Source organism: Pseudomonas sp. MDT1-85 (assembly GCF_054898065.1).
In genome coordinates, this window is the sequence record NZ_CM142715.1 from 4,599,458 (window position 1) to 4,612,188 (window position 12,731).

The 12,731-nt window shown below is 58.0% G+C and carries 12 protein-coding genes; all 12 read right to left on the minus strand.

Annotated features, from left to right (window positions below; genetic code table 11):
* Nucleotides 1-29 precede the first annotated feature (29 nt).
* The 12 genes from rfbA to serC all read right to left on the minus strand — a co-directional run bounded on the left by rfbA (nt 30) and on the right by serC (nt 12,579).
* Complete coding sequence (rfbA, locus tag ACYZT2_RS20745) at nt 30-920, minus strand: glucose-1-phosphate thymidylyltransferase RfbA (protein ID WP_461966928.1); 891 nt, start codon at nt 918-920, stop codon at nt 30-32.
* Nucleotides 917-1,810 carry a dTDP-4-dehydrorhamnose reductase gene (rfbD, locus tag ACYZT2_RS20750; protein ID WP_461966930.1) on the minus strand — a complete coding sequence of 298 codons (894 nt, stop codon included), beginning with the start codon at nt 1,808-1,810 and terminating at the stop codon, nt 917-919. Before rfbD ends, rfbA begins: the two co-directional genes overlap by 4 nt.
* Nucleotides 1,807-2,883, minus strand: coding sequence for a dTDP-glucose 4,6-dehydratase (gene rfbB / locus ACYZT2_RS20755; protein ID WP_095055846.1), 1,077 nt, complete (start codon nt 2,881-2,883; stop codon nt 1,807-1,809). Before rfbB ends, rfbD begins: the two co-directional genes overlap by 4 nt.
* Before the next feature lie 226 nt (nt 2,884-3,109).
* Nucleotides 3,110-3,349 (minus strand): LapA family protein, encoded by a 240-nt coding sequence (locus tag ACYZT2_RS20760; RefSeq protein ID WP_305425806.1) that lies wholly within the window; start codon nt 3,347-3,349, stop codon nt 3,110-3,112.
* A gap of 27 nt (nt 3,350-3,376) precedes the next feature.
* A complete protein-coding gene (gene ihfB / locus ACYZT2_RS20765) occupies nt 3,377-3,673 on the minus strand; it encodes an integration host factor subunit beta (RefSeq protein ID WP_007899751.1) in 297 nt (98 codons plus the stop codon).
* 150 nt (nt 3,674-3,823) lie between these two features.
* The gene (locus tag ACYZT2_RS20770; RefSeq protein WP_007899746.1) at nt 3,824-4,102 is read right to left on the minus strand and encodes a hypothetical protein; all 279 of its coding nucleotides are present in this window, start codon (nt 4,100-4,102) and stop codon (nt 3,824-3,826) included.
* Between the two features lie 438 nt (nt 4,103-4,540).
* Nucleotides 4,541-6,232 carry a 30S ribosomal protein S1 gene (gene rpsA / locus ACYZT2_RS20775; protein ID WP_007899744.1) on the minus strand — a complete coding sequence of 564 codons (1,692 nt, stop codon included), beginning with the start codon at nt 6,230-6,232 and terminating at the stop codon, nt 4,541-4,543.
* A gap of 120 nt (nt 6,233-6,352) precedes the next feature.
* Nucleotides 6,353-7,042 carry a (d)CMP kinase gene (gene cmk / locus ACYZT2_RS20780; RefSeq protein WP_461966934.1) on the minus strand — a complete coding sequence of 230 codons (690 nt, stop codon included), beginning with the start codon at nt 7,040-7,042 and terminating at the stop codon, nt 6,353-6,355.
* Nucleotides 7,039-9,246, minus strand: coding sequence for a bifunctional prephenate dehydrogenase/3-phosphoshikimate 1-carboxyvinyltransferase (locus tag ACYZT2_RS20785; RefSeq protein ID WP_461973200.1), 2,208 nt, complete (start codon nt 9,244-9,246; stop codon nt 7,039-7,041). The genes cmk and ACYZT2_RS20785 overlap by 4 nt, the downstream gene beginning before the upstream one ends.
* Before the next feature lie 28 nt (nt 9,247-9,274).
* The gene (gene hisC, locus ACYZT2_RS20790) at nt 9,275-10,387 is read right to left on the minus strand and encodes a histidinol-phosphate transaminase (protein ID WP_461966936.1); all 1,113 of its coding nucleotides are present in this window, start codon (nt 10,385-10,387) and stop codon (nt 9,275-9,277) included.
* Between the two features lie 12 nt (nt 10,388-10,399).
* Nucleotides 10,400-11,494, minus strand: coding sequence for a prephenate dehydratase (gene pheA / locus ACYZT2_RS20795; RefSeq protein ID WP_007899727.1), 1,095 nt, complete (start codon nt 11,492-11,494; stop codon nt 10,400-10,402).
* Nucleotides 11,494-12,579 (minus strand): 3-phosphoserine/phosphohydroxythreonine transaminase, encoded by a 1,086-nt coding sequence (serC, locus tag ACYZT2_RS20800; protein ID WP_461966938.1) that lies wholly within the window; start codon nt 12,577-12,579, stop codon nt 11,494-11,496. Before serC ends, pheA begins: the two co-directional genes overlap by 1 nt.
* Nucleotides 12,580-12,731: the final 152 nt, after the last annotated feature.

Below are 12,731 nucleotides of genomic sequence, written 5' to 3' on the forward strand. Positions count from 1 at the left end.
GCTACTGTTCGAAGGCTTTGAATTTCGAATCAGTGAGAAGGCGAGTCCAGCAGTTTTTGCAGATACTGACCGTACCCCGTCTTCTTCAGAGCATCAGCCTGAGTACCCAACTGCTCAGCAGTAATCCAGCCATTGTGATACGCGATCTCTTCAAGGCAAGCCACTTTCAAGCCTTGACGCTGTTCAATGGTGTGCACGAAGTGACTGGCTTCCAACAGCGAATCATGGGTACCGGTGTCCAGCCAGGCGAAGCCACGGCCGAGCATTTCGACGTTGAGAGTCTTCTGCTCGAGGTACGCACGGTTAATGTCGGTAATTTCCAGTTCGCCGCGTGCGGATGGCTTGATGCTCTTGGCGATTTCGACGACCTGATTGTCGTAGAAGTACAGGCCAGTCACGGCGTAGCTGGATTTCGGCTTCAGCGGCTTCTCTTCGATGCTCAAGGCCCGACCGGCAGCGTCGAACTCGACGACACCGAAACGCTCTGGATCGGATACGTGATAACCAAATACAGTCGCGCCGTGCTCTTGAGTGCTGGCGGAGCGCAGGTTTTCCGAGAAGTGCTGACCGTAGAAGATGTTGTCGCCCAGAATCAGGCAGCAAGGGTCCTTGCCGATGAACTCTTCGCCGATGATGAAGGCTTGTGCCAGACCGTCCGGGCTAGGTTGCTCGGCGTAGGTCAGCTTGATGCCGTACAGGCTGCCATCGCCCAACAATTTGCGGAAGTTCGGCAGGTCTTCAGGGGTGGAGATAATCAGGATTTCGCGCATACCGGCAAGCATCAGCACCGACAGCGGATAAAAGATCATCGGCTTGTCGTAGATCGGCAGCATCTGCTTGGACACGCCAAGGGTCAACGGGTGCAGACGAGTGCCCGAGCCGCCAGCGAGGATGATGCCTTTACGATTTGTCGTGGTCATTTATTCAGGACTTCCATAAGCATTCGGGTGACACCACTTTGCCAATCCGGCAAGTGTAGAGAAAAATTGTCGCGCAGCTTCTGAGTATTCAACCGTGAGTTCAGAGGGCGGCGCGCCAGTGTTGGGTAGGCGGTTGTGTCTATTGGGTTGATGGCCGTAACGGCGAGTTCTTCACCGTTGGCCTTGGCAAAACCGATGACATGCCTGGCATAGCCGTGCCAGGACACTTCGCCGGCGGCCGCCAGGTGATACAGGCCCGCCAGTTCAGGACGCTGCAAGACCTGCTGAATGGCCAAAGCCGTCACGTCGGCTATCAAATCTGCGCCGGTCGGGGCGCCGATCTGGTCGGCGATGACGCTCAGGGTGTCGCGGTCCTTGGCCAGACGCAGCATGGTCTTGGCAAAGTTGTTGCCGCGTGCGCCATAGACCCAGCTGGTGCGGAAAATCAGGTGCTTGCAGCCCGAGGCAGCAATCGCTTGCTCGCCGGCCAGTTTACTGGCGCCGTAGTGATTCACCGGCGCGACAGCATCTGTCTCTTGCCATGGCGTCAGGCCTTCACCACTGAACACGTAGTCGGTCGAGTAGTGAATCAGCCAGGCGCCTAGGGATGCAGCTTCTTCAGCCATGACTTGACTCGCCTGACCGTTCACACGGTCGGCCAGCTCGGTCTCGGACTCGGCTTTATCGACGGCGGTATAGGCCGCTGCGTTGACGATAACGTCAGGTTTCACCTGACGAATCGTCGCACGCAATGCATCAAGATCAGACAGGTCGCCGCTCAAACCATCGACCGGGTGACGGTCTAGGGCGATCAACTCACCAAGCGGCGCAAGGGAACGTTGCAGCTCCCAGCCCACCTGGCCGTTTTTTCCCAACAGGAGGATTTTCATGCCTTGTCCGAACGATCCGTGTAGTTCTGGTCGATCCATTGCTGGTAGCTGCCGCTCTTCACGTGAGCCACCCACTCAGTGTTGTTGAGGTACCACTCGACGGTCTTGCGAATACCGGTTTCAAAGGTTTCTTCCGGTGTCCAACCCAGCTCGCGCTGGATTTTGCTCGCGTCGATGGCATAGCGCTGGTCGTGACCCGGGCGATCCTGCACGTAGGTGATCAGACTGGCGTGAGGACGATGAGCGGAGTCTGGACGCAGTTCGTCGAGCAGCGCACACAGGGTGTGCACTACTTCAATGTTTTGCTTCTCGTTATGGCCACCGATGTTGTAGGTCTCGCCGATCACGCCTTCGGTCACGACTTTGTACAGTGCGCGGGCGTGGTCTTCGACATAGAGCCAGTCACGAACCTGATTGCCTTTGCCGTAGACCGGCAGCGGCTTGCCTTCCAGTGCGTTGAGAATGATCAGCGGGATCAACTTCTCAGGGAAGTGGCACGGGCCGTAGTTGTTCGAGCAGTTAGTGACCAGAGTCGGCAGGCCGTAAGTACGCGCCCAGGCGCGAACCAGGTGATCGGAACTGGCCTTGCTGGCCGAGTACGGAGAGCTTGGCTGGTACGGCGTGGTTTCGGTGAAGAGGTCTTCCGGACCTTCGAGGTCTCCGTAGACTTCGTCGGTGGAAATATGGTGGAAGCGGAAGTTGGCTTTACGCGCATCATCCAGTGCCGCCCAATAATGGCGTGCAGCTTCCAGCAAGGTGTAAGTGCCGATGATGTTGGTCTGGATGAATTCAGACGGACCGGAGATCGAGCGGTCAACGTGGGACTCTGCGGCCAGGTGCATGATGGCATCCGGTTGGTGTTCGCGCAGGACACGGTCCACTTGGTCACGGTCACAAATGTCGACGCGCTCGAACACATAACGCGAGTTCTGGCTGACTTCGGCCAGCGACTCAAGGTTACCGGCATAAGTCAGTTTATCGACGTTAACGACAGAGTCGTTAGTGTTGGAGATGATATGACGAATGACTGCCGAGCCGATAAACCCGGCGCCGCCGGTTACTAGAATTTTCACGCGAAACCATACCCTTAAGTTGCTGACAGGGCCGCCAACCGCGCACTGTCTAATCCATGAATGCAAAAGCCATCAAGTCAGCCGTGGCTTCTGACAGAGTCAGTCTGAACCGATCAGGAAACGCCCTATCGACCAAGCGCAGCATTTTACAGCTTAATGAAGGTTTTACTAATGGATATGGACAAGCTATGACGCAAATTCGACGCGTGTAACGGGTTTGTCGCAATCAGACAAGGCGCTTGCGTGAGGCTCTGGACGTACGTCCCAGAAACCAGCCAAGAATCGGCCCGATCACCATGCCGATCAGCAGCGCGATCACCATGATCAGCGATACTGGCAACTGTGGGCCCGCCCAGCCCAGGAACAGCAGCGACACGCTTTGCTGGTTCTCCAGAACGAACGCCAGGATCGCCAGAACGAGCAACAGGACAAATACAGCGAGAAGTACGCGCTTGAGGTTACGCATCAGCGGCTCCTTGAAGTGCAGCAGCTGTCAAAGCCCCTCCTCCTCTTCCTCGTTCACGCGATCACGCAGTTCTTTGCCTGGCTTGAAATGCGGAACGAACTTGCCGTCGAGGCTGACGGACTGACCGGTTTTCGGATTGCGGCCTACGCGCGGCGCGCGATAGTGCAGGGAGAAGCTGCCAAACCCACGGATCTCGATTCGATCACCGGTGGCCAGACATTGGGACATTTGCTCAAGCATGGTCTTGATGGCCAGCTCCACATCCTTGGATGAGAGCAGCCCTTGATGGGTGACAATTCGTTCGATCAACTCCGACTTCGTCATATTTTTCCCTTCTTTTTCAAGCAGCTAGGAAAAGCGCTTCAAAGGTTTTAGCATGCCAGGAGAAATTTGAACAGCCCGAGTTTTGACATATCTTTCCTCGTAATGAGGCGCCCGATTTCAGAACATCGGAACATTACTCAAACCCGGCATTCATCTACAGATAACCAGCATGGTGCGCGTCAGATAACCCGCGGGATTGAAGCCAAAAGGGAATTCATCTTCCTCCTTCGCGTCATCGGACCTGACAACGACTTTATAGCCTGCACCCTTGCATTCCTTGGCGGCTCGCTTGTGACACTTCTCCCATCCGGAGCCCAATCCTGAACAATCGATCTCTATACCACTGACTCCGCGCACTGCATGAGTCTTGGCGCTGGTGGTACAACCTGCCAATGTCAGTACTGCTATCACGACAATGAGCTTGTTCATTTATTTCCTTATGCCAGGCGCGCTGCCCAGCGGTCGTTCACTTCAGACTAAGCCTAGCCTTGAATAGACGATTGACCTGTATGAAGTTACAGACAGCTTATGTAGATCATTGGTTTCACGAAAGAAATAAGGCGGCGGGCAAACCGCTTTTCGTAGGAGCCAGCGGTGCAGCGATCCGACTTGCTCGCGAAAGCGGTGTATCAGGCGACATCAATGTTGACTGTGTTGCCGTCTTCGCGAGCAAGTCGAATCGTCGCACCGCCGCTCCCACATGGATTGCGCTTAACTGGCTTGCCGGCGAAGGCGCTCTTACGGACGCCTTCGCCGGCAAGCCTGGCTCCTACGAAAAGCGGTGGCGCCAGCACGTCTGGGATTCACCAAATCGCAGACATAAAAAAGGGCGACCGAAGTCGCCCTTTTTCTATGGTCTGACAGAACTTAGTTCTGTTTTTCCATTTGTGCACGCAACAGGTCGCCCAGAGTGGTAGGACCAGCAGCGATGCTATCCGAAGGCTTGTCTTTCAAGCTTTGGATGGCTTCTTTCTCTTCAGCATCGTCTTTCGACTTGATGGAGAGCTGGATTACGCGGCTCTTGCGGTCAACACTGATGATCTTGGCTTCTACTTCCTGGCCTTCTTTCAGAACGTTGCGCGCGTCTTCAACGCGGTCACGGCTGATTTCGGAGGCTTTCAGAGTCGCTTCGATATCGTCGGCCAGAGTGATGATGGCGCCTTTAGCGTCAACTTCCTTCACGATGCCTTTAACGATGGCGCCTTTGTCGTTCTCTTGAACGTACTCGGAGAACGGATCGCTTTCCAGTTGCTTGATACCCAGGGAGATGCGCTCGCGCTCTGGGTCAACCGACAGGATAACGGTGTCCAGCTCGTCGCCCTTCTTGAAGCGGCGAACGGCTTCTTCGCCCACTTCGTTCCAGGAGATGTCGGACAGGTGAACCAGACCGTCGATGCCGCCGTCCAGACCAATGAAGATACCGAAATCGGTGATCGACTTGATGGTGCCGGAGATTTTATCGCCCTTGTTGAACTGGCCAGAGAAATCTTCCCATGGGTTAGATTTGCACTGCTTGATGCCGAGGGAGATACGACGACGCTCTTCGTCGATGTCCAGAACCATAACTTCCACTTCGTCGCCGACTTGTACGACTTTCGAAGGGTGGATGTTCTTGTTGGTCCAGTCCATTTCGGAAACGTGTACCAGGCCTTCAACGCCTTCTTCCAGCTCAGCGAAGCAGCCGTAGTCGGTCAGGTTGGTTACACGAGCGGTAACGCGAGTGCTTTCTGGGTAACGGGCTTTGATAGCAACCCATGGATCTTCGCCCAGTTGCTTGAGGCCCAGGGAAACACGATTGCGTTCGCGATCGTACTTCAGCACCTTGACATCGATCTCGTCGCCAACGTTGACGATTTCGGAAGGATGCTTGATACGTTTCCAAGCCATGTCGGTAATGTGCAGCAGGCCATCGACGCCACCCAGATCGACGAATGCGCCGTAATCGGTGAGGTTCTTGACGATACCTTTGACTTGTTGGCCTTCCTGCAGGGATTCCAGCAGAGCTTCACGCTCGGCGGAGTTCTCGGCTTCGAGGACGCTGCGACGGGAAACGACAACGTTGTTGCGTTTCTGGTCGAGTTTGATGACCTTGAATTCCAGCTCTTTGCCTTCCAGGTGCGTGGTGTCGCGCACTGGACGGACGTCAACCAGAGAACCTGGCAGGAACGCACGGATGCCGTTAACGTCGACAGTGAAGCCGCCTTTAACCTTACCGTTGATAACGCCCTTGACCACTTCTTCGGCTGCGAAGGCTGCTTCCAGAACAATCCAGCATTCAGCGCGCTTGGCTTTTTCACGGGACAGCTTGGTTTCACCAAAGCCGTCTTCAACCGAGTCCAGAGCAACGTGAACTTCGTCACCGACGTTGATGTTCAGTTCGCCAGCGTCGTTGTAGAACTGCTCAAGCGGGATGAGTGCTTCAGACTTCAGGCCAGCGTGAACGGTTACCCAGCGAGCTTGGTAATCGATATCAACGATAACACCGGTGATGATGGAGCCTGCCTGAAGGTTCAGGGTTTTTAGGCTTTCTTCAAAGAGTTCCGCAAAGCTTTCGCTCATTTTAATTCCTGTTGATGAGGGCGAAGAATACGCCCATCTCCACACCCCAGACGGTGTGGGTTAGTTTCATTTAAAAGAAGCCACCGCAGGACTATGACTGGTCCCCTGCGGCCTTCTTGGTCACCCGGCGATATCGCGAATGGCGATCTCGCTCATGATGCGTTCCAGCACCTGATCGATGGATAATTCCGTGGAATCCAGCTGGATGGCGTCAACCGCCGGTTTGAGCGGGGCTACCGCTCGCTGGGTGTCGCGCTCATCGCGCGCACGTATCTCATCTAGCAGACTCGACAGACTAACACCATCGACTTTGCCCTTCAACTGCAAGTATCGACGGCGCGCACGCTCCTCCGCACTGGCGGTCAGGAAAATCTTCAACGGTGCGTCGGGAAATACCACCGTGCCCATGTCGCGGCCATCGGCCACCAGACCCGGTGGCTCCTGAAAGGCCCGCTGGCGCTGTAGCAGCGCCTCACGAACGGCAGGCAATGCAGCAACCTGCGAGGCGCCCGAGCCGATACTCTCGGTGCGAATGATATCGCTGACTTCATCGCCTTCCAGAATGATGCGCTGCAGCTGACCGTCGGTCGCCGCGATGAATTGCACATCCAGATGAGCGGCTAGTTTTTTGAGCAGCTCTTCATTCGTCAGATCGACGCCATGGTTATACGCCGCGAACGCCAGCAATCGGTACAGCGCACCGGAATCCAGCAAGTTCCAGCCCAGACGCTTGGCCAGCATCCCGGCGACAGTGCCCTTGCCAGAGCCGCTTGGCCCATCAATGGTGATGACCGGTGCGATGATTTTCACGACTGAGCCTCTTGTGCAACACGGATACCGACCTGCGCGCACAGCGCGAGGAAGTTCGGGAACGAGGTCGCGACGTTGGCGCAATCATGGATGCGGATGGGTGCGCTAGCGCGTAGCGAAGCCACGCTGAAGGCCATGGCAATCCGGTGATCGCCGTGACCGTGCACTTCGCCGCCGCCGATCTGGCCGCCGTGGATGATGATGCCGTCCGGGGTTGGTTCGCACTTGACGCCCAGCGCCAGCAGACCATCCGCCATGACCTGGATCCGGTCCGACTCCTTCACGCGCAGCTCTTCGGCGCCGCGCAGCACGGTGCGCCCTTCGGCACATGCAGCGGCCACGAACAGCACCGGGAACTCGTCGATAGCCAGTGGAACCAGCGCCTCAGGGATCTCGATACCTTTGAGTTTAGCTGCCCGTACGCGCAGATCCGCTACCGGCTCACCACCAACTTCACGCTGGTTTTCCAGGGTGATGTCCGCACCCATCAGGCGCAGGATGTCGATCACGCCGGTACGGGTCGGGTTGATGCCGACGTGCTCAAGCACCAGCTCCGAACCTTCGGCAATCGACGCAGCTACAAGGAAGAACGCCGACGACGAGATATCGCCCGGCACTTCGATGTGGGTCGCGGTCAACTTGTGGCCGGACTCGACCGAGGCAGTCGCGCCGTTGACGGTCACCGGATAGCCGAAGCCGCGCAGCATGCGCTCGGTGTGATCGCGAGTCGGTGCCGGCTCGGTGACGGTGGTCTTGCCGTCGGCATACAGACCCGCCAGCAACAGGCAGGATTTAACCTGGGCGCTGGCCATTGGCATGGTGTAAGTCAGGCCCTTGAGCTTGTTGCCGCCACGAATGGTCATCGGTGGACGACCTTCAGCAGCGGTCTCGATTACGGCGCCCATTTCACGCAGCGGATTGGCCACGCGATTCATCGGACGCTTGGACAGCGAGGCGTCGCCGGTCAGCGTGCTATCGAAACTCTGCGCAGCCAAAAGGCCAGACAGCAGACGCATCGAAGTGCCGGAGTTGCCCAGATAGATCGGGCCCGGCGCAGGCTTCAGGCCATGCAGGCCGACGCCGTGGATGGTCACACGACCATGGTGCGGACCTTCGATGACGACGCCCATGTCACGGAAAGCTTGCAGGGTCGCCAGAGCGTCTTCGCCCTCGAGGAAACCTTCCACTTCGGTGACGCCTTCGGCCAGGGAACCGAGCATGATCGAACGGTGGGAAATCGATTTGTCGCCCGGTACACGAATCCGCCCAGTCAGGCGGCCACCAGGTTGTGCCAGGAAAATCAGATCGTTGGAATTCATAGCGTCCACATAGGCCCGGCGGGCCAGGATTTTACTGAAATGCTCGCGGGCAACCCGGGCGCGAGTGAACACGCCCAACAATTGGTGCCCATCCCCTGCATCGACCGCGTCGCGCAAGGCGTCGAGGTCGCTGCGAAATGTATCGAGTGTGCGCAGGACAGCTTCGCGGTTGGCGAGGAAGATGTCGTGCCACATGACCGGGTCGCTACCGGCGATTCTTGTGAAATCGCGGAAACCGCCCGCAGCGTAACGGAAGATCTCAAGATTTTCATTGCGTTTGGCCAACGAATCGACCAAACCGAACGCCAGCAAGTGCGGCAAATGGCTGGTCGCCGCCAACACTTCGTCGTGACGCTCTACCTGCATGTGCTCGACGTCGGCGCCCAGTTCGCGCCACAACCGGTCGACCACTGCCAACGCGGCCGGATCGGTCTGATCCAGCGGCGTCAGAATCACTTTATGACGACGGAACAGCTCGGCATTGGAGGCTTCCACCCCGCTCTGCTCGGAACCGGCAATTGGATGCCCCGGCACAAAACGCGCCGGCATGCCGCCAAACGCCTCGGTCGCTGCGCGCACCACATTGCCCTTGGCGCTGCCGACGTCGGTCAGAATCGCTTGTCCCAGGTCCATGCCCGCCAATAGCGCGAGCAGTTTCTCCATGGCCAGAATCGGCACCGCCAGCTGAATCACGTCAGCGCCCTGGCAAGCCGCCGTCAGGTCTTCTTCGCAGCGATCCACCACGCCCAACTCGACCGCCAGCTTGCGCGACTGCGGATCGAGATCGACTCCGACCACTTCGCGGCACAGACCACTTTCACGCAAGCCTTTGGCAAACGAACCGCCGATCAACCCCAAGCCGACCACCACCAGGCGACCGATCATAGGTTGAGCAGATTGCAGTGCAGTGACATCAACCACGAGCCATAACCTTGGTCAGCGCCTCGAGGAAGCGGCTGTTTTCAGCCGGCAAACCGATGGTGATACGCAGGTGGTTCGGCATGCCGTAGTTGGCCACCGGACGCACGATCACGCCTTCACGCAGCAACCCCTCGAATACAGGAGCAGCGACACGCCCCAGATCGACACAGATGAAGTTGCCTTTGGATGGAATCCAGCTCAACCCCAGCTCGCGGAAACCCGCTTGCAGCTGCTGCATGCCGGATTCGTTCAGGCGACGGCTTTCGGCCAGGTACTCGAGGTCTTGCAGCGCTGCACAAGCGGCGGCCAGTGCGAGGCTGTTGACGTTGAACGGCTGACGCACGCGATTCAGCACATCGGCGACGATGGCCGAGGACAAGCCGTAACCGACCCGCAGCGACGCCAGACCATAGGCCTTGGAGAAGGTGCGCGAGACCAGCAGGTTCGGATAGGCCGCCAGATAGTCCAGGCCATCGGGCAAGTCGCTGCCTTCGGCGTATTCGATGTAAGCCTCGTCCAGCACCACCAGCACATGGGCCGGTACGTCCTGCAGGAAGTCATCCAGTGCCTGGGCGTCGAACCAAGTCCCGGTCGGGTTGTTCGGGTTGGCGATGAACACCACGCGGGTATCGGCATCGATCGCAGCCAGCATGGCCGACAGATCATGCCCCCAGTCTTTGGCCGGGATCACTTTTGCCTGGGCGCCGACGGCCTGGGTGACGATCGGATAGACCGCAAACGCATGGGCGCTGAACACCGCATTCAGACCCGGGGCCAGATAGGCACGCGCCACCAGCTCCAGAATGTCGTTGGAGCCGTTGCCCAGCGTGACCTGGTTCAGCTCGACGCGGCACTGATCGGCCAGCAGGGTCTTGAGCGCAAAACCGTTGCCATCCGGATAGCGGGTCAGTTCGGTCAGCGCTTCGCGAATCGCTGCCAATGCCTTGGGGCTGGCGCCCAACGGGTTTTCGTTGCTCGCCAGTTTGACGATATTGGCCGGATCGAGGTTCAGCTCACGGGCCAGTTCGTCCACGGGCTTGCCCGGAACGTAAGGCGAAAGTTGTTGCACGCCCGGCTGTGCCAGAGCGAGGAAGTTGCCACTCATTTGCTACCGCCCTTAGAGAACTGCTTTCGGGTAGGAACCCAGCACTTTGAGTGCTACTGCTTCCTGACTGATCTTTTCCAGTACACCTTTGACCAGTGGGTCGCGGTGGTGCCCGACGAAGTCGATGAAGAACACGTAGGTCCATTTACCGCTGCGCGACGGACGGGTCTCGATGCGCGTCAGGTCGATGCCGTTGTCATGGAACGGCACCAGCAGCTCGTGAAGGGCGCCGGGTTTGTTGCTCATGGAAACGATGATCGAGGTCTTGTCGTCGCCAGTCGGCGGCACTTCCTGGCTGCCGATCATCAGGAATCGCGTGGAGTTGTCCGGACGATCCTCGATTTTTTCGGCCAGACGAGTCAACCCGTACAGACCAGCGGCCATGTCGCCGGCAATCGCCGCCGAGTTCCACTCACCCTTGACTCGCTTGGCCGCTTCGGCGTTGCTCGAAACCGCCACGCGCTCGACATTCGGGTAATGCGCGTCCAACCACTTGCGGCACTGGGCCAGGGACTGGGCGTGGGAATAGATGCGGCTGATGCTGTCGGTCTTGGTGTTTTCACCCACCAACAGGTGATGGTGAATGCGCAGCTCGACTTCGCCACAGATCACCATGTCGTGTTCGAGGAAGCTGTCGAGGGTGTGGTTGACCGCGCCCTCGGTGGAGTTTTCCACCGGGACCACGCCAAAATTCACCGCACCGGCCGCGACTTCACGGAACACTTCGTCGATCGCTGCCATCGGCTTGCTGATCACCGCGTGGCCGAAGTGCTTCATGGCCGCAGCCTGAGTGAAGGTGCCTTCAGGGCCGAGGTAGGCCACTTTCAGCGGCTGCTCGAGGGCCAGGCACGAGGACATGATTTCGCGGAACAGCCGCGCCATCTCTTCGTTGCCCAGCGGCCCCTGGTTACGCTCCATCACACGCTTGAGCACCTGAGCTTCACGCTCAGGACGATAGAACACCGGCACTTCGCCTTCGGCCAGCGAGGCCATCTTTACTCGCGCAACTTCCTGGGCGCAGCGTGCGCGCTCACTGATCAGCTCGAGGACTTTTTCGTCCAGAGCATCAATGCGCAGGCGCAGCGCCTTGAGTTCTTGCTCAGACATTAACCGTGTTCCTTCTCGAACTCTGCCATGTACGAAACCAGCGCGTTGACCGCAACGATATCGACGGCGTTATAGATGGAGGCACGCATGCCGCCCACGGAACGGTGGCCCTTGAGGTTCAGCAGGCCGCGTTCGTCGGCACCCGCCAGGAATGGCTTGTCGAGACGATCGTCAGCCAGACGGAACGGCACGTTCATCCACGAGCGATCCGACTTGTTGATCGGGTTGCTGTACAAGCCACTGGCGTCGATGAAGCCATACAGCGTGCGCTGCTTCACTTCATTGAGCTTGCCGATGGCTTCAACACCACCCTGCTCTTTCAGCCACTCGAACACCAGACCGGACAAGTACCAGGCCAGGGTTGGCGGGGTGTTGTACATCGAGCCGTTATCGGCCGCGACCTTGTAGTTGAGCATGGTCGGGCAAATGGAACGGGCGTGACCCAGCAGGTCTTCGCGAACGATGTTGACGACGACACCGCTCGGGCCGATGTTTTTCTGGGCGCCGGCGTAGATCATGCCGAAGCGCGAGACATCCACCGGACGCGAGAGAATGTCCGAGGACATGTCGGCAACCAACGGCACATCACCGGTTTCCGGGATCCATTGGAATTCCAGGCCGCCAATCGTTTCGTTCGGTGCGTAGTGAACGTAGGCCGCGTCTTTCGACAGGCTCCATTCGTTCTGACCGGGAATAGCGAAATAGTCGTAAGGCTTGGCGGTCGCGGCAACGTTGACGTGGCCGTAGCGCGAGGCTTCTTCGATAGCTTTCTGCGACCAGATACCGGTGTCGATATAGTCGGCGGTGCCGCTTTCCGGCAACAGGTTCAGAGGAATCTGAGCAAATTGCTGGCTCGCGCCACCTTGCAGAAACAGCACTTTATAGTTCGAGGGGATATTCAGCAGATCACGCAGATCCTGCTCGGCCTTGGTGGCAATGGACACGAACTCATCGCTGCGATGGCTCATTTCCATGACCGACAAGCCCTTGCCGTGCCAATCAAGGAGTTCACCCTGGGCGCGCTTCAGGACAGCTTCGGGAAGCGCCGCAGGACCGGCACAGAAGTTATAGGCTCTCTTGCTCACATCCAATCTCGCTCTGATTTGGTGGTATCACGCAATAAATCACAACATCAATCGCCACGGGTCCCTGCTGAAGCAAATATTTGTGGGAGCGAGCCTGCTCGCGATTGCATCACCGCGGTGCTTCGGACGTATCGCGGCGCCTGCATCGCGAG

Excerpts from the sequence above, each read along its gene's own strand:
- rfbA (WP_461966928.1), bottom strand. The coding sequence starts at position 920 with ATGACCACGACAAATCGTAAAGGCATCATCCTCGCTGGCGGCTCGGGC.
- rfbD (WP_461966930.1), bottom strand. The coding sequence starts at position 1,810 with ATGAAAATCCTCCTGTTGGGAAAAAACGGCCAGGTGGGCTGGGAGCTG.
- ACYZT2_RS20760 (WP_305425806.1), bottom strand. The coding sequence starts at position 3,349 with ATGCGTAACCTCAAGCGCGTACTTCTCGCTGTATTTGTCCTGTTGCTC.
- ihfB (WP_007899751.1), bottom strand. The coding sequence starts at position 3,673 with ATGACGAAGTCGGAGTTGATCGAACGAATTGTCACCCATCAAGGGCTG.
- ACYZT2_RS20770 (WP_007899746.1), bottom strand. The coding sequence starts at position 4,102 with ATGAACAAGCTCATTGTCGTGATAGCAGTACTGACATTGGCAGGTTGT.
- rpsA (WP_007899744.1), bottom strand. The coding sequence starts at position 6,232 with ATGAGCGAAAGCTTTGCGGAACTCTTTGAAGAAAGCCTAAAAACCCTG.
- ACYZT2_RS20785 (WP_461973200.1), bottom strand. The coding sequence starts at position 9,246 with ATGATCGGTCGCCTGGTGGTGGTCGGCTTGGGGTTGATCGGCGGTTCG.
- hisC (WP_461966936.1), bottom strand. The coding sequence starts at position 10,387 with ATGAGTGGCAACTTCCTCGCTCTGGCACAGCCGGGCGTGCAACAACTT.
- pheA (WP_007899727.1), bottom strand. The coding sequence starts at position 11,494 with ATGTCTGAGCAAGAACTCAAGGCGCTGCGCCTGCGCATTGATGCTCTG.